This is a genomic window from Dyadobacter koreensis (assembly GCF_900108855.1).
Taxonomy (GTDB): domain Bacteria; phylum Bacteroidota; class Bacteroidia; order Cytophagales; family Spirosomataceae; genus Dyadobacter; species Dyadobacter koreensis.
Genome location: NZ_FNXY01000008.1, coordinates 368042 through 391334, shown reverse-complemented (window position 1 = coordinate 391334; position 23293 = coordinate 368042). Strand labels below are relative to the sequence as shown.

16 protein-coding genes and 1 pseudogene are annotated in these 23293 nt (G+C 41.4%); 2 read left to right on the top strand and 15 right to left on the bottom strand.

What is annotated here, in order from left to right; genetic code table 11:
• Positions 1-221 precede the first annotated feature (221 nt).
• On the top strand, positions 222-1550 hold the full coding sequence (gene xylA, locus BMY70_RS25000; RefSeq protein ID WP_090339696.1) for a xylose isomerase: 1329 nt from the start codon (positions 222-224) through the stop codon (positions 1548-1550).
• A gap of 74 nt (positions 1551-1624) precedes the next feature.
• On the opposite strand, the gene BMY70_RS24995 is transcribed toward xylA, so the two are convergent.
• The 4 genes from BMY70_RS24995 to BMY70_RS24980 are packed head-to-tail and all read right to left on the bottom strand — an operon-like array spanning position 1625 to position 8367.
• Positions 1625-3127, bottom strand: a complete 1503-nt coding sequence (locus BMY70_RS24995) for a RagB/SusD family nutrient uptake outer membrane protein (protein WP_090339694.1) — start codon at positions 3125-3127, stop codon at positions 1625-1627.
• Positions 3128-3157: 30 nt separating this feature from the next.
• Positions 3158-6622 (bottom strand): SusC/RagA family TonB-linked outer membrane protein, encoded by a 3465-nt coding sequence (locus BMY70_RS24990; protein ID WP_090339691.1) that lies wholly within the window; start codon positions 6620-6622, stop codon positions 3158-3160.
• 24 nt (positions 6623-6646) lie between these two features.
• Positions 6647-7654: a FecR family protein gene (locus BMY70_RS24985; protein ID WP_090339688.1), complete on the bottom strand. Its 1008-nt coding sequence runs from the start codon at positions 7652-7654 to the stop codon at positions 6647-6649.
• 41 nt (positions 7655-7695) lie between these two features.
• The gene (locus BMY70_RS24980; RefSeq protein ID WP_090339685.1) at positions 7696-8367 is read right to left on the bottom strand and encodes an RNA polymerase sigma-70 factor; all 672 of its coding nucleotides are present in this window, start codon (positions 8365-8367) and stop codon (positions 7696-7698) included.
• 192 nt (positions 8368-8559) lie between these two features.
• Between BMY70_RS24980 and BMY70_RS24975 the strand changes: the two genes are divergently transcribed.
• Complete coding sequence (locus BMY70_RS24975) at positions 8560-8748, top strand: hypothetical protein (RefSeq protein WP_090339683.1); 189 nt, start codon at positions 8560-8562, stop codon at positions 8746-8748.
• A gap of 351 nt (positions 8749-9099) precedes the next feature.
• Here the strand turns inward: BMY70_RS24975 and BMY70_RS31730 are convergent.
• From BMY70_RS31730 to BMY70_RS24920, 11 genes and pseudogenes are all read right to left on the bottom strand, one after another.
• Positions 9100-9255 (bottom strand): annotated as a pseudogene (locus BMY70_RS31730) (PD-(D/E)XK nuclease family transposase); the annotation flags it as partial.
• Between the two features lie 469 nt (positions 9256-9724).
• Positions 9725-11437 carry a GMC oxidoreductase gene (locus tag BMY70_RS24965; protein ID WP_090339679.1) on the bottom strand — a complete coding sequence of 571 codons (1713 nt, stop codon included), beginning with the start codon at positions 11435-11437 and terminating at the stop codon, positions 9725-9727.
• A 51-nt stretch (positions 11438-11488) separates the two neighbouring features.
• Complete coding sequence (locus tag BMY70_RS24960) at positions 11489-12025, bottom strand: gluconate 2-dehydrogenase subunit 3 family protein (RefSeq protein WP_229209769.1); 537 nt, start codon at positions 12023-12025, stop codon at positions 11489-11491.
• Between the two features lie 54 nt (positions 12026-12079).
• On the bottom strand, positions 12080-13321 hold the full coding sequence (locus tag BMY70_RS24955) for an MFS transporter (protein ID WP_090339676.1): 1242 nt from the start codon (positions 13319-13321) through the stop codon (positions 12080-12082).
• Between the two features lie 172 nt (positions 13322-13493).
• A complete protein-coding gene (locus tag BMY70_RS24950) occupies positions 13494-15161 on the bottom strand; it encodes an FAD-dependent oxidoreductase (protein ID WP_090339673.1) in 1668 nt (555 codons plus the stop codon).
• A gap of 41 nt (positions 15162-15202) precedes the next feature.
• Positions 15203-15925 (bottom strand): SGNH/GDSL hydrolase family protein, encoded by a 723-nt coding sequence (locus BMY70_RS24945; protein WP_090339671.1) that lies wholly within the window; start codon positions 15923-15925, stop codon positions 15203-15205.
• Between the two features lie 27 nt (positions 15926-15952).
• A complete protein-coding gene (locus tag BMY70_RS24940) occupies positions 15953-17386 on the bottom strand; it encodes a RagB/SusD family nutrient uptake outer membrane protein (RefSeq protein ID WP_310590661.1) in 1434 nt (477 codons plus the stop codon).
• 72 nt (positions 17387-17458) lie between these two features.
• Positions 17459-20857, bottom strand: a complete 3399-nt coding sequence (locus BMY70_RS24935) for a TonB-dependent receptor (protein WP_177197132.1) — start codon at positions 20855-20857, stop codon at positions 17459-17461.
• A gap of 203 nt (positions 20858-21060) precedes the next feature.
• A complete protein-coding gene (locus tag BMY70_RS24930; RefSeq protein ID WP_090339665.1) occupies positions 21061-22188 on the bottom strand; it encodes a FecR family protein in 1128 nt (375 codons plus the stop codon).
• A 156-nt stretch (positions 22189-22344) separates the two neighbouring features.
• A complete protein-coding gene (locus BMY70_RS24925; protein ID WP_090339663.1) occupies positions 22345-22524 on the bottom strand; it encodes a hypothetical protein in 180 nt (59 codons plus the stop codon).
• A 57-nt stretch (positions 22525-22581) separates the two neighbouring features.
• Positions 22582-23247, bottom strand: coding sequence for an Rpn family recombination-promoting nuclease/putative transposase (locus tag BMY70_RS24920; RefSeq protein WP_090339660.1), 666 nt, complete (start codon positions 23245-23247; stop codon positions 22582-22584).
• Positions 23248-23293: the final 46 nt, after the last annotated feature.

Here is a 23293-nt window from a genome sequence, read left to right as displayed (position 1 = left end):
TAAAAGGGTTGCGAAAATATTTCGCAACCCTTTTTTCATTATGCTTTCAATTTTTTCAAAAAAAAGTCATAGTATTGCAGTAAAAATTGTCAATAATACACTTATTAAAAAAGGGAGTCAGTAAAAAGTATGAAGCGGAGAAAGATAGCTTTAAAATCTATTGTCTGCGGGAACATTTACCTAGGCCTTAACATTAAAAAAAACCATTAAAAAAAACCGCAATGAGCATACTACTTGGAGAAGAGGAGTATTTTAAAGGAATCGGGAAAATCGCATACGAAGGACCTGAATCAACAAACCCGTTAGCATACCGCTGGTATGATGAAAATCGTATCATCGCAGGCAAAAGCATGAAAGATCATCTTCGTTTTGCCATTGCCTACTGGCACACATTCTGTGGAAACGGCGGTGATCCTTTCGGAGGGCAAACGTTGTTTTATCCATGGGATAAAAAAGCAGACGCCGTTGACCGTGCAAAAGACAAAGCTGATGCTGCCTTTGAATTGATCACAAAACTTGGATTGCCTTATTACTGTTTTCATGATGTTGACGTCGTGGATTATACCGACGACGTTCGCAGCAACGAAAAGCGCCTTCAAACTCTGACACAATATCTTGCGCAAAAGCAAAAAGATTCAGGTGTTAAATTACTTTGGGGAACTGCTAATTTATTCAGTCACCACCGTTACATGAACGGCGCTTCGACTAACCCTGATTTCGATGTGGTGTCTCACGCAGCAGCGCAGATCAAAATTGCATTGGATGCAACGATCGCTCTGGGCGGAGAAAATTATGTATTCTGGGGAGGCCGTGAAGGTTATATGACGCTTCTTAACACAGACATGAAACGAGAGCAGGAACACTTTGCTCAGATCCTTAAAATGTCTGTTGCTTATGCACGTGCAAATGGTTTTAAAGGTAAATTCTTCATTGAACCAAAACCTTGCGAGCCAACAAAACACCAGTATGACTACGATGCTGCTACGGTAATCGGATTCTTACGTCAGCACGATCTCCTTGCGGATTTCTCTCTGAACCTTGAAGTAAACCATGCTACGTTGGCAGGACATACATTCGAACATGAATTACAGGTTGCTGCGGATGCAGGAATTTTGGGTTCAATTGACGCAAACCGTGGAGATTATCAAAATGGCTGGGATACGGATCAGTTTCCAAATGATATCGCTGAATGGACAAAAGCATTATTAGTAATCTTACAAGCTGGCGGACTGCAGGGCGGTGGTATCAACTTTGATGCAAAACGCCGTCGTAACTCTACGGACGTTGCTGACGTTTTCCACGCGCACATCGGCGGTATTGACGTGGTGGCAAGAGCGTTGGTTATTGCAGACAAGATCATTCAGAACGGAGAGTATGACAAAATCCGTACGGATCGTTATGCAAGTTTCGATTCAGGAAAAGGTGCTGAGTTTGAGTCAGGAAAATTAGCGCTTACAGATCTTTTTGAGCTGGCAGCAACCAAAGGCGAACCAGCAACAATCTCGGGAAAACAGGAATATCTTGAAAACTTGATCAACCGTTTTATCTAAAATTTATTTTTGATAAGGCAATAACTCAAAAAGCCATTGATTTCGGTCAATGGCTTTTTGAATTATAAATATTATTAGTATCCCGGATTCTGTTTCAGATTTGTGTTATTTCTAACCTCACTTGTCGGTAATGGAAATAATAGTTCTCGTTGTGTAATGACCGGACCGTATGTAAATTGATGTCCAACATAATCATCAAACTGCTTCGTGGTAACATTGAATGCCTTGCGAAGCCGCACCATGTCAAACCAGGTGATATTTTCAAAACACAGTTCGTACCATCTTTCTTTCCAGACAGCCTCACGAAACTGATCCTTTGACAACCCGGCAAGATTAGGCAATTGCGCTCTGGTCCTGGTTGCATTAACAGCCTCATAAGCTTTTGCAGTTGGTCCGCTTACTTCATTGGATGCCTCTGCATACATCAGCAAGACATCTGCATAACGGATCACTGGCCAGTTTAAATCACTGTTGGCAGTACTTGTTTGTGCTACGGTGTCAAAATGCTTATAAATAAAATATCCGCCTAAATCCACTTCCTGATTTCGGTTGGTTTCATTGGTGAATTTTGTAAAAAAGAATTGTTTTTCTTTCACACGCAGATCAGCAGGATCGTATGATTTCACAAAATTTGCTGTTGCATAAATCCCACCTGTTTCATCCGAATACTGGGAGATATTTTTATTATAGGGAATTATAGATACCTGCCAGTTAGAAGGAAGAATTTGCGTCCTGAACTGGATCATAAAAATATTTTCATCAACATTTTTCTTGGCAGGATTGTGCAGATCGTCATAGGTAGTGAACAACCTGAATTGTTTAGAATCAATTACCTCACCCGCCTTCTGAGCTGCCAGAGTATAATATTCGGCACCTTTTTGTAAGGGAAAACCTGCCATGGTGAGATATACCTTTGCAAGCAGCGACTTCACTGCACCGGTACTAACTTTTCCCGTCGGGTCCGTCCATGGCAGTCCGGCTGCTTCTGCTAATTTGAGATCTTCAACGATAAGGTTATAAACATCTTCCACAGGTGCCGCGGCCGGTCTCAATTGCTCTGACTGAAGTGACGTTGGTTCGGTAATCAATGGAATGTTACCAAACATCTGAACCAGATTGAAATAGTAAAAAGCCCTCAGGAAGTAAGCCTCCCCCATCAACTTTTTGGACTCCGCGGCGTCCATGGAAATCGTCGGGACTTTGGAAATAGAAAGATTTGCATTACCAATTCCCCTGTAGTATGAAGCCCAGTAATTCTGACCATAGCTATTATCAGAAGTATTTCTTAAATCTTTGATAAAATAACTATTGACAGCCTGCCCCAGATCCGTAGCAGCTAAGCCTGTCGCAAATTCGGTCATCATCCATGGCCCGCCGCCAAACCCACTGCCAAGAGGGTCGCGCATACTTGCATAAATTGCATTTACAGAACTCCGCGCATGCTCTGGTTTTGTAAAATAATTCTCTACCGTAAAACTGCTGGGATCTGATTCATTCAAAAAATCTGAGCAGCTGGTGAAGTACATAGTGCCTGCTAATAATAACAGAAGTTTATATTTTTTGGAAATTCGGTTCATCACTTTTTAATTTAAAATGTCAACAATTGATTACAGACCAATATTAAGACCTAGCATAAAAACCCTTGGTTTTGGATAATCATAAAGCGCCAAACCCTGATCAAAAGGTGATCCCGAATTGGAAACCTCAGGATCAAATCCATAATATTTTGTAGCCACGAAAAAATTCTGAACCGATCCATAAACCCTGAGACGGTCGAGTTTAAGCTTGGAAGTAACCGTCGATGGAAATGTGTATGCCAGCAATAAATTACGTCCTCTTATAAATGATGCATCCGTAACCTTATGGCTGTCATTGTTAGTCGTATAATACGCGTTGATCGGACGAATCTGTGCGATCGGCGTATTCTGATTCGTTTCCGTCCAGGCATTCAAAACCGTTTTATAACTATTCGCTATGCCCTGTCTGTCTTCGGCAGAGTGGATACTTCTGTCAAGCACGTCATTTCCGTACATGTACTGAAGATCGACTGTTAAAGACCATCCTCTGAACTGGAATGTGTTGAGAAAAGTGCCAAAACCATCCGGAATTCCCTGCCCGATAATTGTTCTGTCATTATCGTTTATCGTACCGTCATTGTTCAAATCAAGATATTTAACATCGCCGGGAAGCATATTATATTTTTTAGCTTCCTCGGCTTCGTTAGTACTCCAGGTCCCTAAATGTTTTCTCCCAAAGAAAGAGCCCACCGGTGCTCCAACGCGGATGACACCATTTCCAGAGAAAATATCGCTGCCACCAGAAAGCGCCAGCACTTCATTTTTATTTATGGAAATGTTGAATGTAGTATTCCAGGCAAAATCCCCGATTTTAAGATTAGTCGAATTAATTGCAAATTCTATCCCCTTATTCTGCATACTTCCAACATTGGAGTAAATGCTGCCATATCCGCTGCTGAGCGGAAGGGGAGCGTCCAGCAACATGTCATTAACTTTCCTGCGATACAGATCAAGTTCAAAGTTTAATCTGTTTGAGAATAACCCTAACTCAATTCCAAAATCGACTTGTTGTGTTTTTTCCCATTGAAGATTAGGATTCGCCATACGGCTGATACCTGTACCAATGTTGCGAACGCCGTTGAATATGACATTATAATTTGTCATTCCCGCAAGCGCGCGATAGGCTGGAATCTCTGAATTACCGGTGGCACCGTAGCTAGCACGGATTTTTAAATTTGATACGGCTGGAATGTCCTGCATAAAACTTTCTTCCGTTACCCGCCAGGCGACCGCTGCCGAAGGAAAAAATGCAAAACGATTGGCCTCTCCAAATTTAGAAGACCCGTCCAGACGACCTGTGAAGGTTACCAGATACTTATTCTTCAGGCCGTAATTCAAGCGAGCGAAATAAGAGTTTAGGCCATAGGCAGTTCCAAGGGAGGACGGAGCCTGCGGACTCGCACCAGCACCAAGGTTATTAAACTGAAAATATGTATCATCAAAGCCCTGAGTAGTAGCAATGTTTTCAAAACGATCTACATGCTGCCAAGACAAACCAGCCATCGCATTCAAAGAATGTATAGCTTTAAACTCTTTGTGATAAGTCAGGTAATTTTCAAACTGCCAGGAATTGTATCTGTTGTTGATGACAGATGCGTCACCATTATTTGAAATGTATTGCAGACCCTTTGCTGCGAAATAATCTCTTCTCTGATTGATCACATTGGTCCCGATGGTCGACTTCAATTCAAGGCCTTCGGCCAGGCGAATTGTTGCATACATATTTCCCAGCATGGTTTGCGTCCTCAAATAAAATAATCGTTCGGCGGCCACACGCAAAGGACTGTCTCCGCCTTCCATACCAGGATAATCGCGGTTGCTCGCCCAGTTTCCGTTGGCATATCTCACAGGAATAATCGGCAAAGCTTCCAGAACCTGGCGCATAACGGTTATACCACCACCGTCAAGCTGGTCGACTTGTTTTTCATTCTGATCGGTATATCCCAGTGAACCACCGACTTTCAACCAGCTTTTAATTTGCGTATCAAACACGAAACGGCCGGAATATCTTTTTTGCCATGAATCCCGAACGACTCCATTTTCGTTACGATAATTCACAAAAGCACCGTAAGTTCCTTTTTCATTACCTCCTGTAAATCCCAGCTGATGATTTTGCGTAAAAGCTTTTTGAAAAGTTTCGTCCTGCCAATCAGTATCGTACAACGGATTTCCCTGTGCATCGAATAAGTTGGGATTAGTTCTTTTCGTTCTTGGATTTACATATTTTGTACCAGTCGCCCAGCCAACAGGATCATATTTTGCAGCGTTTGCATAGGCAAGATCTTCGACTGCGAGAAATTCCTTTGAGTTAAGTACTGCCAGTTTTTTAGGAGCAATCCCGATACTGAAATCCGTATCATAGGTCACTCTTCCGCCATCAGAAGTTCCGCGTTTTGTTGTTACCAGAATAACGCCATTCGCGCCACGTGCACCGTAGATTGCAGTGGAAGAAGCGTCTTTCAAAACTTCTATAGATGCAATATCGTTTGGATTTATATAATCAATGGGTGTACTACCGTTTTGAAGATCAACTGAATTCAGGATAACTCCGTCGATCACGTAAAGGGGATTATTAGAAACGCTGATCGAACTTGCCCCCCTAATCCGGATATTGGCTCTACCACCGGGCCTCCCCGAGTTAGATGAAACGTTCACACCCGTTATTCTTCCTGATAATCCCTGATTCAGAGAGGATGCCGGACGTTCTTGTAAAACATCCGCTTTCACAGTACCCACTGCACCTGTCAAATCTGATTTTCTCACCGAACCATAACCTACAACAACAACTTCTTCCAGGGCATTCTCATCTGGCATAAGCTTAACAGCTAGTTTAGACTGGCTACCAACAGTAAGTTCCTGCGTTTTATATCCAACAAAACTGAATACTAAAACAGCGTTATCATCAGGAATTTCAATTTGGAAATCACCTTCTCCATTCGTAGATGTTCCACGTTGCGTCCCTTTAACAACCACACTCACTCCCGGCAATCCAGACCCTGCTTCGTCTGTGACTTTTCCGTTAATCGTTTTATCCACAGTAACCATGTGTATATTTGACACATTGTTACTTACAGTTGCATTATTCTCCGGCAATGTGCCGGACTCTAATTTTTCACTGGGAAATATAACACTTGTTTTAACCGCCTCCTTTCCTTCAACAATTACGTACGTGTTTTTACGAGTCTTCTTGTATTTCAGTCCGTTCTGAGTAAGAATCATATCCAGATTCTTTTCCAAAGGCTTGTTCAGATCTATTGATCCTGAAACAATATTCAGCGGCCCGACGATACGGTCTTCAAAAACAATCTCGACGCCGTAATGGCGTTGCAGGTCCAGCAGCGCATTTTTCAGCTTCATTTCCTGCCTGACCGCATGCGGCTGACGTTCAAGCTTGGACACAAATGCAATAGTCTGGGATTGCGCAGCTTGTGAAAATTGTGTTGCAAAGGCAAGTCCAATTCCCACCCAGTGCTTACGTGATAGTGTTAATTGCATAAATAAAAGGGAGTTTAAAAATAGTTAGTTATCTGTTATTAAAATGGAATCACCTTTATTTTCGATATCCAGATCCAAAACCTCTGAAACCGTTTTAAGTAGTTCCTCTGCATTTTCCGTTTTAAAATTCCCGGTTATTGTCCGACGGGCAATACGATCATTAGCTATCCTGACTTTTTTACCGAAATTCTCTTCTATTAAACTGCGGATTTCAGATATTGAGGTAGCATTGAATACGAAACGCTGTTCTTTCCATGCACTCAGACTTTTTGTATCAACGTTACTGACGACCTGCACAGCACCTGTTTTTTGGAGCGTCGCCAAATCGCCTGGCTTCATTAACAAGTGTTGTTGATTTTCTCCCTGCGAATAATCGATACGTATCTTTCCATGGTTCAGTGCTACTTTGGTTCCCCTTGGCCGGGCAAACACAGAGAATTGAGTACCAAGTACTTCAACCTGAAAAGTGTCAGAAGTTTTCACGACGAATCGCTTATGATCTATTGTATGACTGATTGAAAATTCTGCTTCACCATCCAGCAACACAGTTCTGACATCGCCGTAGAAGCCAAATCTTGGGATCTTCAATCTGGAATTTGAGTTGAGGGCAACTCTGCTCCCGTCTTCTAAATAAAGTCTGGTTGTTTGGCCGTAGCCAGTTTCGTAAGTTTTGTACTGAATAGTTTCTCTTGAAAACCAGCCACAGCAAACCAATAAAATTACCGAAGCTGCTATGAGCCCAAATCGCTTGATTTGTAATAGGTTCCACGGATTTCCAGAAAAAGATTTCTGATCTGATTCGTCGTTATCTGGTTCACCTTCCTTATGAATTCTATCCATAAGCCGAGCCATTGCCTGCTCCTGATCAGGATTAAACTGGGGAGACCGTATCTCCCATTCATAAAGCCATTGATTAAAAGTCTCTGAGTTTTCAGGGTCTTTTATCCAATCTTCTGCAAGTTTCCGTTCAAGTGGATTTGCCCTTCCCGACAAATACTCAAAAAGTATACTTTTCAATATACGTGCATCCATGTTGTTATAATTTTTAGTCAGGAGACAGGTTTAAAATCTCCTTATAAATCGAAGGTGTTAAGAACCAAAATAAGGCAAGGCATCATCCATTCGCCGTTGAGTGCGATCCGAAGATGTTTTAATGCTTTTGAAATATGTACTTCTACGGTTTTGGGTGAAATATTGAGTTCATCGGCAATTTCATGATACTTCTTGCTCTCAAAACGACTCATCAGAAATACACGGCGACACTGCATGGGAAGTTCCCCAATCACCTCATTCACCTTCAAAAAAAGATGGTTATAATGGATTTCTGCATCAGGTTGCTGCTGATAGACGGAAATCGTATTTTCTGTGGTAAGTTCTATCGTATCGGTTTTGCCGAATTCTCTGCGCAGATAGGTAAAACACTCGTTACGTACTGCACGGAAGAGATAACTGGTGTAGGATGAATTAATATTCTGATAAGACTTCGTCCTGTAAAACTGGAAGAAAACTTCGCTTACGAGGTCTTCTGCAATCTGTTTTGAATACACAAAACGAACCGCATGACTGCATAAAGGTTTGTAAAACCTGCGAAAAAGAAGTTCCAGCCCTTTTGAAGGATTTTCTTCAAAGGTTGTTTTCAAAAACAATGCAGAATCAACCTGCTGAGAGCAAGGTTTTTCTTCCATCGAAGGTGACAGAAAAGGGCTTCCTGTTTTGGGTTCTTCATGTAGCAAAGGATCGCGCATCGGGTCTTTTCTTTATGTAATAATTAAAAGACTTTATTGCACTCTTATTCCCTTAGTCAGATTATAAAATAATTTGAAAAATTTATATTAAAACAGGAAAAATTCGTTTAGAGAGAGGAAAAAGGTTTCTGTTAGCCGTGACTTTTTGCTTTCTGAAAGTCTAATTCAAAAAATATCTAACCGGAATATGATATGAAACTGAAAAATAAAATTATTGTGTTGCTAATTGGGGCATTACTGATTTTGGCAGGATTAAATCTAATTCTTGATTCTGCTGCAACCAAAAACCTCGGGACCATTCTGGCCCTCACAGGAGTTTCTGTTGATATTGTGATCTTGCTTCTTTTTATAAAACAGGAAAAATGGCTTTCCAAAATTTAGAATAACAAAAAAAGGAGCCGAGTTTAAAACTCAACTCCTTTTTTTGATTTCAAATCAAATTACAATTTGTCAATTTCGTCCATAGACAAGCTGGTTAATTCTTGAATGAGCGACGTTTACATACCTTTCTTTTTTATCGCCATAGCAATTTCTTTCTGACCCGCTGGTTTACCATGTTTCTCTCCCTCTTTCCTACCCTTACTGATGGCATAAGTTATTGTGCTGTAATTTCCCAATTCCCCTTTAAACTCGTCTCATAAGCCATTTTTTCATTTACGGTTAAATTGCTCATTTCTGCAATATTAAACAATTTGCTAAATATTGGTTTTCGTAAAATTGAGTAAGCTCGTCTTATAGCTTTAAGAATTTGGGAACTTCGACATAGACATAAGTCAGTTTATCATAAAATATTTCTTTTGAATCTGTATTCATGAGCTGAACTCTATGGACGTAGATATCAGGATTTAAGTTATCAGAAGCAAAATCCATAATGCCAATCAGATATACGGGTTTTAACTGACAATCTCATTTTGGAGCTCCTTCGTTGCTTGTTCTTTGATTAATGATGAGGTATAATAAAGGCATCGGTCTTTAAAATACTGCTGCTTTAACCCGCTGCATTTTGATAATATTGCTCGCCGTTAGTTCCTGAGCCTAACAAATCAAAGACGAACTTTCTACTATCCAGAAAATGCCCAGGATACTCTGTTTTGTTGTAGGTTAAATCAAAGATTAACCTTTCCTCGCCTATCTATTGATTTAAAAAATGAATCAAAAAATCTTTATTCGGCTCAGAGCCAAACAGCCTCTTGAATCGCAGCAGCGAACGGCCCTAAGTCAGTAAATGCGTCGATAAATCGCCCTGTTGGAAGAATACTTATTTAAACTTAATGTGTGTGATTGAACCGTAAACCTAAAAAAAGGAAGTCAGGTTTTTGAAACCCAACTTCCTTCCTATTTCCGGTACTGTGATATTTTACAAATTCTTGGCTTTCATCTGTTTCACTGCATAATCAACCGAACGAGCAGAAAATGCCATATATGTCAGTGATGGATTTTGTGTCGATGTTGATGTCATGGAAGCTCCGTCTGTCACAAATACATTCTTTGCGGCATGCATTTGGTTCCATTTATTGAGGATCGAAGTTTTTGGATCTTTACCCATACGAACACCTCCCATTTCGTGAATATCGTTTCCAGGATTACGGTGTCCGTCGTGCGCACGGATGTTTTTAAATCCTGCATTTGTAAACATTTCCGAAACCTGTTCGATATAATCTTTGATCATCTTTTCATCATTGTCATCATAGCCGACATTGATTTTCAAAAGAGGCATTCCGTAAGCATCCTTCAATTCCTTATCCAGGGCAACATAATTACTTTCTTTGGGGATCGTTTCCCCCATCATGTGCGAACCTACACTCCAGTTGCCATATTTTGTATCAAGCAAGCTTGCCTTTAATGATTCTCCGATATCTGAGCGATCCGAATAGGTCATACGGTTAGCTCCAAAACCTGCTGCGTACCCGCGTAAAAAATCTGTTTCTTGTTTGTAAACATTTCTAAACCGAGGAATATAGCCGCTATTAGGCCGTTTTCCATCCGTTGTAGAATCTAAAAATCCTTCGTACTCGCCCGATATGGATGCCCGGTAATTATGGAAGGCGACATATTTTCCAAGTACCCCACTATCATTTCCTAAGCCGTTCGGAAAACGGGAAGAAATAGAATTCATCAGGATAAGATTGGTATTTAATGCCGCCGCATTAACAAAGATAATGTTGGCAAAAAATTCCATCATTTCTTTCGTATTGGCATCAATGACCCTGACGCCGGTTACCTTTTGTTTTTTGTCATCATAAATGACCGAATGAACGACAGAATGCGGACGAAGTGTCATATTTCCGGTTTTCATCGCCCATGGAATTGTCGAAGCATTACTGCTGAAATATCCTCCAAAGGGACAACCTCTTTCACAAATCACACGGTGCTGACATTTTGCACGGCCCTGGTCCAGGTGAATTTGTTGCGGATCGGTAAGGTGAGCGGCGCGACCGATAATGATATGGCGGTCCTTATATTGCTTGGCTACTGATTCTTTAAAATATTTTTCCACACAGTTAAGATCGTGGGGCTTTAAAAATTCACCATCAGGCAATGTGTCAATACCATCTTTATTTCCGGTAATACCTGCGAACTTTTCGACATGGCTATACCACGGTGCTATATCCTTATAGCCAATTGGCCACTCAACGGCGAATTTATCGCGAGCTGGTCCGTCGAAGTCAAACTGGCTCCAACGCTGTGTTTGTCTTGCCCAAAGCAAAGATTTACCGCCCACCTGATAACCCCGAAGCCAGTCAAACGGCTTTTCCTGCACGTATGGATGCTCGTTGTCTTTTACAAAAAAATGCTGTGACGACTCTTTAAAATTATAACATCTGCTTGCAATAGGATTAGCATCCGTTATTGCCTTTGGTAATCTTTCTCTATGATCAAACTCCCAGGGCTGCATATTTGTGGTTGGATAATCCGTAATATGCTGCACATCACGCCCGCGTTCTAAAACCAAAGTTTTCAATCCTCTCTCGGTCAACTCTTTTGCTGACCATCCTCCGCTAATTCCTGAGCCAATAACAATGGCGTCATAGGTACGGGCTTTCTCACTATCAATATTAAAATTCGCCATTTTGGGTATTTTGTATTTCAATTTCTTCTTTTCAAGCCAAAGCCTGACCTATTAATTATCAGTACTCATTCCTTTTTTAACAGGAACACAGCCGTGATATCTTGCCGGTATAAATTCAAAATGTGTCAGATTTGTCATGACATATTCCGACGACATATACCCTTGAATGGTCAGATTTTTCACCATTCCAAAAAATCCTTTCTGATCCGGATCGTTACTCTTTTCGATTTCTTTCAATATCTGTAATTTCTGCTCTTTGCTGGCATCTGCAAAAGATTTCGAGAAACTCCTGGTGCTTTGTGCCTCGACTGCGTCAATCCCTTTCGAAAAAGTTTCCTGCGCTTTTTTATCATAACAATCCGTCACCATTCTTTGCACAAAAGTTGCTACTCCAAGCTCACCAGCCCCCGGTGTATCCGTTTTTGGAATAATTGATTCCACAATAGCTTTCAAAACCTCCGCTTGTCCAACCGTGGCGTACTGAACTTTCCCAAGTGAAGAACTGCTCCATCCCGAGGCCCACGTCGGCAAACTTACCATCGCTCCCATGGCCGCAGCCATGTTTTTAAGCGCTACCCGTCTTTCCATTTTATTATTTTTCAACGATTAATATTCTTTAATAAGTTATTGTTGATCAGCTTTCTACTCTTCAAGAAAATCCAGATCCCGTCCATGCGTTTCAGGAATGGTCAGTATAGAGTAAAATCCGATTACGAAACAGATCAATCCAACCAATGCCCCGGAATCAATTACTGAAAATGAGTCTTTGAAGCTGGCAAATAATGTTGTCATAACGATTACCATTCCCCGAACCATATTCGGAACGGTTGTGGCGGCTGTTGCACGAAGATTCGTACCAAATTGTTCTGCTCCTATCGTTACGAACATAGCCCAGTATCCAATTCCGAATCCGAGTAAGGTTGCAACAGTGTATAATCCTGTGGCTGTTTTGATTCCGGTATACAAATAAATTCCGCTGCATATTAACGTAAAAGCCATCATAAAAAATACAGCCTTCTTCCTTGACTCCAGCCAGTGGCTTAAAAACCCACTTGAAAAATCTCCTGCCGACAGTCCTACATAACACCACATAATTGAAAGTCCCGGTCTGATTGGTTCTTCGATCCCGAGCGCTTTTCCAAATTCATTACTGAAGGTTGCCAAAATACCGATCACAAACCAGGTTGGCAGTCCGATTCCAATACATTTCATATACCGGACAAATCTATCCTTATTGGTGAACAATGCAAAAAAGTTGCCTTTTGTAACATGTTTCTGGCTTTTTACACCTTCAAAAATACCGGATTCAAAGACTCCAATACGAAGCAAAAGCAAGGAAATCCCCAGACCTCCACCAATAAAATAAGCATTTCTCCAATCAAAAAACTCTACTGTGAAATAACCGACAATGGCACCAAGCAATCCAATCCCTGCTACCAGTGAAGTCCCTATGGCGCGTAAGTGTTTTGGTAAAATTTCTGACACCAATGTAATTCCTGCGCCAAGTTCTCCTGCCAGACCTACCCCTGCAATAAACCGTAGAATTTTGTAGGTTGCCGGATCCTGGACAAAGCCACAGGCAATATTTGCCAGCGAATAAGTGATGATAGAGCCGAAAAGCACCGATAGCCTTCCTTTTTTATCTCCTAAAATTCCCCATAAAATTCCCCCCAATAATAATCCGGCCATCTGCCAGTTCAGTATACTTGCTCCGGTCGAAGAAATTTCAGCTTCCGAAAGTCCTAACGACGCAAGACTTGGTAAACGAACAATCCCGAAAAGAAGTAAATCATAAATGTCGACAAAGTATCCAAGTGCTGCGACAATGACCGGTGCGCTGAAAAGGTGTGAAAAATTTGAACGAGGTGTAACCAGGGTATCCATTCTGTTTTTTAAGGATTTTCAGGATTATTTGCAATATTATATAAAATAGCCGGACTATTATCCGGCTATATAGACTAAAATTAATACAAAAGTAAAGTTAGAATCAGGTTTTGATAAATAAGCATTACTTTTTATCACGCAGCGGCCGAACGAATGACACTCTTCGTAATTTCTACAATTCCAGTCGCTGTTTGTCTTTCAGTAATTGCTCTTTTAATTTGTCATAACTTACTTCCTGAACACTTACTTTTCTATTGATCGCCTGCACTGCCGCCGACGCCGCGCTTTGTCCGAGAATCATGAAAACCGGCTCCATCCGGATTGAACCATAGGCGATATGCGAGCTTGACAGACATACTGGAACCAACAGATTTTGGCAGTCTTCTTTTTTAGGAATAATAGAAGAATAAGAAATGCTGTAAGGAGTTTTCGGGTGAACACCTATATCACCTTCATTCTGCACAAAACCATCAGCTTTTACATAGCGCTGTGCATTGTGCGCATCCAAAGAATAAGAACCCATCCCAACCGATTCTGAAACGGCCTTTTTTCCTAATGTTTCATTTTCAGTCATCACGCTTTGTCCTATCATCCGACGCGCTTCACGAACATAAATCTGATGCGGCCAGCCACCATTATCTTTGAATTCATCTTTTGGCAAACCCCATTTTTTCATTTCTGACCGCACGTCTTCCGGCACATTGGCGTCATTGGAAAGATAATACATCAAGCCTTTTTGATACAGTTCGTGATCTTTGATGATCTCTTTTCTTCGCTCGTAAGTCGCTTCCGGATAGTCATAATTCATTCCGATATAATCTGTGCTGAAAGGCCCATGATTGTTCGTATCTGTTTTCTTGTTCGGAATGGGATCGTATTTGTCGAATGTTTCTGTCCAGCCAGCTTTGTAAACTCTCGCCAACAATTCATATTTCGACGGGTCATAACCAGCCGGTTTTTCAAAAGCTACACGGTTGTCAGGATTTGCCGACAGACACATACGAAAACAATATGCCTGTATTTTATGATCTCCATCGCCATTTTTCCCGATTTTCTCATCGCTTACATACGGCAACAAACCACTTTTTGGATCGCCTTCGACCTTATATGGGCTTACATCTTTCTTGAAATAATGCCCATGCTGGAACACCCCGGCCTGAATTCCGTTCCACTCTTCATTGTAAACACTGTTTGCTTCCCGCCCGACATGGTATTTGACACCTGCTGATGCCATTAAATCCCCTTCATAGGTTGCATCAATGAATATTTTCCCTGTAAATATTTTCCCTGAAAGTGTTTTAACCGAAACGATTTTACCATCTTTTTTTACTACACCTTTTTCCCGGTCCAGCCATTCGTCTCTGTAAATTTTCACCTTGTTTTCCTTAACAAAATCCTCGAAAATCTGCTCTGCAATATGCGGTTCGAAAATCCACATGGTTCTGTCCGCGCCATCCATCGCCGGCGTCCCCTGGCCTTTGTTTCCATACTCATCTTTCTTTTGCCATTTCCACGTTTCCGGCTTATCATAATACATATACACACGATGGTAAAACTCACGGGCCAGTCCGCCAATCACTGATTTATTTCCGGTGTCAGTAAACCCCAAACCGCCGGAAGAAAGGCCACCCAGATGTTTATCCGGGGAAACGACCAGAACCGTTTTTCCCTCTTTTAATACCTGGACAGCCGCCGTTACAGCTGCCGAAGTTCCGCCGTAGACGATGACATCAGCACTGAAAGAATTTTTGTTTTGTGCATTGGAAAATGTGTTATTCAGAAGAACGAAGGCAATTAAGCCTAATAAAAAAATACGCTTTTTCACTTTTTTCAATATCATGTTTACTTCGATTAAGTTGATGGAATAGTCCTTTTTATATTTTAGTAATCAAGTAGCTTTTTTAAATATCCCGGATAGCTTTTCCCCTCGACTCCACCTCCTCCATTGGTAATACTATCTCCAAAGCATACCAGCCGTTTGTACGATACATTGGTCCGGATTAATGCTTCATAGATTGCCACAGCCATCGTCCGATAGCCATCAGGGGTAGGATGCACACCATCTGTTTTCTGACTATTTAAAGTATTTTGCAGCAGACTGCTACTTTCCTCGCTGATATTCCCCACTTTATCAAAGATTCTGTGCATATCCAGAAAATGAAGTTTGTAATCGTCAGCTGCCTTTTTAATCGTTTCATTTACTTTCTCCTTTCTTCCTTTGTGACCTTCATCGCCATAAAAACTTTTTTCATGACGGGTATATAAATGTGGCTCATAAACAGGAAGAATTGTCATCAGCATAATCTGGCTTTTGGCATCCAAAATCCTTTCAATAATTTTTCTCAGGTTTTTTTCATACTCCGGAAGAGTAATATACTTTTTGCTGTTCATGTCATTAGTACCGATCATCAAGATCGTAAAGTCCGGTTTATGGCTCAGACAATCCTTTTCAATGCGCGCTAACAAATCGGTAGTATTATTTCCTCCAATCCCGGCATTGATGATAAATGGTTTTTCGTCCACCAGCTTCCCGGAAATGATTTTTTCCGGGAAGCCAAGTGAAGTGACTGCTAAGCTGGTTTGCAAAAACTGTCTCCTTTGCATCTTGTATTTTTAAATAATCAAACGTTATCAGAACTCAGGATTTTGTGTAAGATTGGGATTTACATCACGTTCCGTTTGAGGAATTGGCAGTAAATAATTCTTTTCCGACACCACAATAGTTGGGTTTTGTGCTTTCATTGCACTCACCAATCGTTTTGTTCGTACCAGGTCATACCAGCGATGCCCTTCAAAAGCCAGTTCGAGTCGTCTTTCTAGCAAGACTGCCTCCCGGAAGTCTGCCTGACTTAATGAAGCTGCTAATTCCGGTAAACCGGCCCGAGTCCTGATTCTGTTCACAGCCTTAAAAGCTTCTGCATTTCCAGCCGCCTGCTCGTTCAGCGCTTCGGCATACATCAACAATACATCGGCATAGCGGATAATCGGGAAGTTATTGCTCCCTTCTCCATTAGCAGTTGCCGAAGCATCAAGATATTTGTACACATAACCTGGAAAATCAACACTTGCAGGAGCTGCTGGCGTGGTGGTAGACGAATAAAGTTTAATATTCACATTTCTTCGCTTATCAGCTGCCGAGTACGTGTCGTAAAGATTTTTTGTTACAGGATCATCCCCGAATCCGGAAATATTATTAACTCTGTCAAAGTTCGGGCGCATATATCCCTGCATCCAGCTGCCTTCCCCAAAACCACCACCTAAGGCCTGCATTTCAAAAACCGCTTCTTTCCCATTTTTATTTGCTATCAAAAAGGCTTCGGAATAATTTGCCCACAAATCATAAACACCCGAATCGATCACTTCTTTCGCTTTCTGAGCTGCTTTCGCCCATTCCTGTCTTGTCAAATAAACTTTCGCCAGAAATGCTGTTGCTGCACCTTTGGTTGCCCGGCCTCTGTCAGCTCCGGTATAACTCGCAGGCAAGATGGCTTCTGCTTCGGTGAAATCCTTAATTACCTGCGCATATACTTCCTCTGCTGACGCTCTTGGTGCCTGCAAATCATTTAGGGAAGTGGTTTCTTTTAAAATCAGAGGTACTCCGCCAAACAACCGGACAAGCGTGAAATAATAAAACCCACGCATAAACTTGGTTTCTGCCAGCAACCTGGCCTGCAACGCTGCATCCATCTGAACGGCCGGGACACGCTCCAAAACAGTATTGGCGCGGTTGATCGCCTTAAAAGCATTAGACCACGCAGATTGAAACGTGCTTGTAGCTGGGGTAAATGTGTATTTATCCAAGTCATTTTTTGCCTGATTCGCGGTAGAGCGCCCACCGCCCCATTCCGAATCATCCGTCGCCTGATCCTGAATAATCCACATGACCTGATTATACATATCAGGAGAATTCATTGGGTCGTAAACCGAATTGACCGCAGCCAGTGCGTCGTCGACATTTTTATAAAAATTATCCGGTGTAAAATTGGATTGTGGCACCTGATCGAGCACGTCGCAGGAACTTGCCCAAAACAAAACCAGAAGGAAAGGTATTATCTTTTTCATCATCTGAATATTTTATCACGACATGTTAAAGGCCATATGGCGCTGAACGAATCGTTAGAATTATCAATTATTTGACTAAAAACTTACATTCAAACCAAAAATCAAGGTTTTCGCCGCCGGATAACTTGCGTAATCAAAACCCTGGCTGCGGCTGTCCTGGCCGAACCGGTTAACTTCCGGGTCATACCCTGAATATTTTGTCCAGGTCACATAGTTCTGCGCCGTCACATAAAAGCGAATTCCCTGAACATGAAGGGATTTTGTCACCGACGAAGGCAGATTATAGGCGAGTTGAATGTTTTTCAGGCGAAGATAAGATCCGTCTTCAATCTGGCGTGTTGATATGCGGTTAGCGGGACGTGTTGTCGAGGCACGAGGGATATCTGTATTGGTATTAGTCGGCGTCCAGCGGTTTAGCATATCACGATCCTGATTTGTAGTTCCGTTAAGATATTCCAGCTCAAAACGATTGGCATTCAATATCTTATTACCGTAAACACCTTGAAAGAAAACGGTAAGATCCAGGCCTTTGTAAGAGAACGTATTACTGATACCACCGATAAATTTCGGCTGCGCTCGTCCAATAATGGTGCGATCGTTATCATCAATTTTCTTGTCTCCGTTCAAATCCTTGTAGCGGCGATCCCCTGGTTTTCTTGCGCTTGCATCCGTAAGTGCCGCGAGTTCATCAGCAGACTGGTATAAACCATCTGTTACATAACCATAAAACGATCCGAGAGGCTCTCCTACACGAATGATCCCCGAGCTGACATTTTGAGCGATATTGGCAACATCTCCGGCAAAAATCTGCGGAGCACCGCCGATGTCAAGCACTTTATTTCGATTTATAGCATAGTTGAAATCAGTATTCCATTTGAAAGCGCCGTCGATGTTATGAGAAGAAATACTTAGCTCAATCCCCTTATTTTCAACCTTCCCAAGGTTTTTGATCGCATTGGAGAAACCCGAAGAGCTTGGAATAGTGACGTTCAATAACAAATCTTTTGTTCTTTTTAAATAGGCGTCAGCTGTTACTGTAACGCGATTACCAAACAAGCCCAGATCTACTCCCACGTCAGATTGTGTAGTAGTTTCCCAGGACAAATCAGGGTTTGCGATTTGATTTGGCCCGATTCCGGTAGATACTACATTACCCAAAACATAATTTTGTGTCGAAAGCAATGAGTATGCCGGATAATTTCCGATCCCATCCTGATTACCTGTCCGACCGACCGTTGCCCGAATTTTGAGATCGCTGATGGATTTAACATGCTTAATGAAATTTTCCTCTGAAGCTCTCCATGCCAAAGCCATCGAAGGGAAAAAACCGTAACGTTTATTCGCTCCAAAACGAGAGGAGCCATCGGCCCTGAATGAGGCAGTCAGAAGGTATTTATCATTCAGACCATAATTAATACGCCCCAGATACGATTCGAGCCCCCAGGTTCCTATCCCCGAAGAAGGAACCAACGCAACGGATCCTGCGCCTAAGTTTCCTGTTCCAAGATTATCGTTAACGAAGTTTCGCGAAGCTGCATAGTTGTTTTCGGTACGGTTTACCTGTTGAGTATAGCCCACCAGTGCTGTCAGATTGTGAATTTTGTTGAATGTCTTGGTATAAGTTAGCAAATTCTCATTCAGCCAAGTAATCGACTGATTGTTGTTAATACTCCCAACACCACCCTGTGATAAACCGCTGGAAACGCTTCTGGGCAGATAACTATCTTGTTTCTGAATGATTCCGTCGATTCCCAAAACCACTTTAAGCGATAACCCGTCGATGATCTGATACTCGCCAAAAACATTACCGAAAATGCGGTAGGCAGTATTTTTATTTTTGTTTTCCTTAGCCAGTGCCACAGGATTATCCGCAGTAAAATTCAGTGCCGGATTATTCATCAGATAGGTCCCATCAGGATTGTACACAGGCAAAATAGATGGGAACTGCAATGCAGCTATGGTAACCAAACCCGCACTTCCCAAAGACCCATCACTTCTCGATTGATTTGATAGTGTTCTGTTCACCGTTAGGCTATTGCCAACTTTTATCTTGTTCGTCAGTTTTCTGTCCAGGTTTACACGAAAAGAATAACGATCAAAATCCGAGTTAGTAACAATTCCTTTTTGTTTGAAATACCCTCCTGAGATCGCGTACTGTGTTTTTTCATCACCGCCACTCATGGAAAGCTGGTAATTGTACATCGGGGCTGAACGGAATATCTCGTCCTGCCAGTCTGTTCCTTCCCCGAAAGCCTCTACCTGCTGGGGTGTGTATACCGGATTTCTGCCTTCATTCGTATTTGCATCATTCACAAATGCTGCATATTCACGGGCATTCATGACCGGATATTTCCGGCGCACTTGCTGAACGCCATAATAAGCGTCAAGATTGATAGTTGATTTTCCAGATTTACCTCGTTTTGTTGTGATAATGACAACTCCATTCGCTCCTCTCGAACCGTAAATCGCCGTCGAAGAAGCATCTTTCAAAATAGCCATCGACTCAATATCACTCGGATTGAGCGTACTCAGAACATTGAAACTTGACCCACTGTTTGACGATTCATTTTTAAAAGGAATTCCATCAATTACATAAAGTGGTTCATTATCTCCCTGAATCGAATTTCCTCCGCGTATACGGATAGTCGTTGCCCCACCGGGTGCTCCTGAATTTTGCGTGATTTGTACACCTGCCGCGCGTCCCTGCAACGCTTGATCCATGGAGGTGACTGCTACTTTTTTTATTTCATCTACCGCAATCGTTGTCACAGACCCTGTCAGATCCGTTTTCCGAACCTGACCATAACCAACAACGACAACTTCCTGTAAAGACTTATCTTCCGGAGCCATATTGATAGTCAGCATATTTTGATTGCCTACCGGCACCTCCTGCGTAGTATATCCCACAAAACTGAATATAAGGATCGGAGCCGCATTGTCAGGAATATCAAGTTTAAACTCTCCGTCTGTATTGGTAGTAGTTCCTGTTTGTGTCCCTTTTACTACCACACTCACACCTGGTAAACCTGCGCCAGTCTCGTCCAGCACTTTGCCTGAAAGGTTTTTTTTCGGGCCATCGTTTTTTCCTGGGGGAAGAACTTCCGGTATGCTTTCCAGCCTTTTCAGAATAATGATTTTTCCCGAAATTTCATATTGCAGTCCTAGCGGCGTCAGGATGTCATCCAGAACTTCATAGAGAGGTTTATTTTGTACTGAAACATTAACTTTTCTACCGGACTGGATTAGTTTTGAACTGAAAACAAACCGGACGTCCACTTGTTTTTCCAGCTGGTTCAAAACTTTTTTCACTTCGCTCCCATTCGCATTTATAGAAATTTTCTGGCTCAGCAGTGACTGTCCATAGCTTTCGTGGGCGTGGCCGTAGCCAATAAACATCAGAGCAAAAAGGAGTTGTGTAGCCGTTATTCGCATAGTCCAAAGTAATACCTGCTGGTATTGTACTGGTTTTTTCATAGATTTGATTGTTTTGTTAAGCTTGAAAATTTGGCAAAACGATCCCCGCCTCCATTTTTGGAGGTACACTGGCGACAACCTTGGGGGATTTGTGGAGTCGGTAATGCGGGAACATTACCGGCTCTTTTTATGTGATTAAATGTTTTTTTTTAATTATTGTCAAATACCAGGGTTTAGGGTTAAAAAATAGTTACCAGAAATTCTTAATTCTTACAACCTTTTCCGTGAATCACAATTTGCCCATCCAAGATCTCGTAATTCGCTTCGATGGCTTTGCAAATGATCGTAAGTTTTTCATGCAAAGTCTGATTTTCCAGAATTGCTGTTAAAGGACAACCTTTCAAAAGTTCGTCGTCGTACAGAATGTCTATTCCATAAGCCTTTCCTATTGAATCGAAAGCTTCCGTTACGGGAACGTCTTCAAAAACAAATTCTGGTATTTTAGCTTTTGAGATAACTATCTCAGGCTTTTCCACAAGGGTTTTTACCATTCTGACCTGATCTCTTGCATAGATAATTTTCTGATTTGGAGACAGCACGACACCTTCGAGTTCATGATTAGAAACCTTCGCTTTCAGATCCGGATCAGCTTGTGTAAATACGGAAACCCGTCCCGTCCTGACTTCCACCGTGACCTCTTTCGAGGTTTGATATGCTTTTATTGTAAAACTGGTACCCAGAACTTTTGTTACCAATTCGTTTGCATAAACAAAAAATGGACGGTTGGCATCTTTGCTGATATCAAAAAAAGCTTCCCCGGTTAAGTACACTTCTCTTTTGGCTTCGGAGAACTTTTTTGTATATCGGAGCTTGCTTTCAGGAGCAAGAGTGACTTTGCTGCCATCTTCCAGCGTCACCAGCAAAGGTGATTTCGTGTTATTTGTTTTTTCTGTAACAGGAAGCCCCTCGAGAACGGAAGTCTTAAAATCATCGGAACGTTCAGCCAGCTCAGACCGTTGTAACCGAGATTTGGCCAATAAGCCGAAGAATACGATGAGCGTAAGTGAAGCGGCAATTTTAAACCAGATCTTCTTATAAAAAGGGGAAGTATAGAAAATTTCTGAACCAGCAGACTCGGGAATTGCTGGTCTTGCTCTGGAAATAGTATCACTTACAATTTCTGAAATTTCGCGGTTGGATATTTCTGGTTCTTCTACATTCAGAGAAATCACGACTGCTTTCGCCTGATTTATCTTATCTGACATTTCAGGATTTTCAGCCAGCCAGTTTTTCCAGGAAAGATCCATTTCCCTCGTCGGTGTAAGCACCCACTGGCGAAAAAATGAATCCCAGACAAAATCCTCTATCCCGTATTTTTTATAATGGTTCATACAATCTTTATGCTTCTACCATACGATAGACAGAAACAGAAAGCGGATACCATTAAATTTTAAAATATTTCCAGAAAATTTTAAAGAATAAGCAGAGATAAAAGATTCAATGGTATTCCTGAAAGGATTTTCAGGTTCAAAGTGGATATTTTTCAGTTAATTAAAATGCAATCCAGCTCTTATTTTTTGCACAAAGTCAATGCTTACATCGACAGCAGATGCAATTTGAGAATCACTTAATGAAGAGGTTTTGATCAGATTGCTGATTATTTTTACCTGAGTCTCTTGCACTCCTTCCAGTCTCCCTTTCTTTACAAAAATATCCAGCGTACTCATAATCTTTGTTTTTAAGTTTGATGGCAATGGCTCCAGAAGCTCAATAATTTTATTTTCCTATAATTTACTATTACTAAATAAATAAACTACTAAACTCTCCTGCAAGTTCTCATTAGCGTCCTGAGTCAGTACTAATATTTTAAAAACATTTTCTTCCAGCCAATCTTTTTTGAAACTATGTTTTAGTGCCAAAAGAGAAGCAGTTAAAAATTTATTGTTGATAGTTTCAACGTCTTTATCCGGGATTTCGCCAAGGTTATTGTAAACAAAATCAAAGTCAGGAATAAACTTTCCCCATTCAGACTCGATACTTCCAAACAGGTCGAGCAATGTCCGATATTTCCATTTTTGATGACCATGATAAAATAATATTGGTACTATAACCGACAATCTTTCCTTACTATCAATCTGTTTCTGTAAGCCGGAAAATATATAACTCCCAATTTGGACAGGCGTAAATTTGTCAGGATGACTTTTATGTTCTATTAAAAGACAAATCCTGACATTCTTCCCATTTTTCTGCTCACAGCTGTAAACAATATCCGACATCGTTTTTTGCAGTTGTTTTGAAAGATAGGTATCAGATAACTGCGTAAGCGAAGAAAAATCGAGCGTGTTGGAAATGTAATCCGGTAAATAGTTAGCGAAATAATCCACCGCTATCGACTTGTCTGCAAGGATGGCCCGAACAAACTTGTCGTGTGTACTTGTAATTTTGCTCATTCAATAAGATCATAGTGTGTATGTGTAAATGTCCGGAATTCATAAT

Excerpts from the sequence above, each read along its gene's own strand:
- BMY70_RS24955 (WP_090339676.1), bottom strand. The coding sequence starts at position 13,321 with ATGGATACCCTGGTTACACCTCGTTCAAATTTTTCACACCTTTTCAGC.
- BMY70_RS24990 (WP_090339691.1), bottom strand. The coding sequence starts at position 6,622 with ATGCAATTAACACTATCACGTAAGCACTGGGTGGGAATTGGACTTGCC.
- BMY70_RS24995 (WP_090339694.1), bottom strand. The coding sequence starts at position 3,127 with ATGAACCGAATTTCCAAAAAATATAAACTTCTGTTATTATTAGCAGGC.
- BMY70_RS24960 (WP_229209769.1), bottom strand. The coding sequence starts at position 12,025 with ATGGAAAGACGGGTAGCGCTTAAAAACATGGCTGCGGCCATGGGAGCG.
- BMY70_RS24985 (WP_090339688.1), bottom strand. The coding sequence starts at position 7,654 with ATGGATGCACGTATATTGAAAAGTATACTTTTTGAGTATTTGTCGGGA.
- BMY70_RS24965 (WP_090339679.1), bottom strand. The coding sequence starts at position 11,437 with ATGGCGAATTTTAATATTGATAGTGAGAAAGCCCGTACCTATGACGCC.
- BMY70_RS24925 (WP_090339663.1), bottom strand. The coding sequence starts at position 22,524 with ATGAGTACGCTGGATATTTTTGTAAAGAAAGGGAGACTGGAAGGAGTG.
- BMY70_RS24920 (WP_090339660.1), bottom strand. The coding sequence starts at position 23,247 with ATGAGCAAAATTACAAGTACACACGACAAGTTTGTTCGGGCCATCCTT.
- BMY70_RS24935 (WP_177197132.1), bottom strand. The coding sequence starts at position 20,857 with ATGAAAAAACCAGTACAATACCAGCAGGTATTACTTTGGACTATGCGA.
- BMY70_RS24950 (WP_090339673.1), bottom strand. The coding sequence starts at position 15,161 with ATGATATTGAAAAAAGTGAAAAAGCGTATTTTTTTATTAGGCTTAATT.
- BMY70_RS24945 (WP_090339671.1), bottom strand. The coding sequence starts at position 15,925 with ATGCAAAGGAGACAGTTTTTGCAAACCAGCTTAGCAGTCACTTCACTT.
- BMY70_RS24940 (WP_310590661.1), bottom strand. The coding sequence starts at position 17,386 with ATGATGAAAAAGATAATACCTTTCCTTCTGGTTTTGTTTTGGGCAAGT.
- BMY70_RS24930 (WP_090339665.1), bottom strand. The coding sequence starts at position 22,188 with ATGAACCATTATAAAAAATACGGGATAGAGGATTTTGTCTGGGATTCA.
- BMY70_RS24975 (WP_090339683.1), top strand. The coding sequence starts at position 8,560 with ATGAAACTGAAAAATAAAATTATTGTGTTGCTAATTGGGGCATTACTG.
- BMY70_RS24980 (WP_090339685.1), bottom strand. The coding sequence starts at position 8,367 with ATGCGCGATCCTTTGCTACATGAAGAACCCAAAACAGGAAGCCCTTTT.
- xylA (WP_090339696.1), top strand. The coding sequence starts at position 222 with ATGAGCATACTACTTGGAGAAGAGGAGTATTTTAAAGGAATCGGGAAA.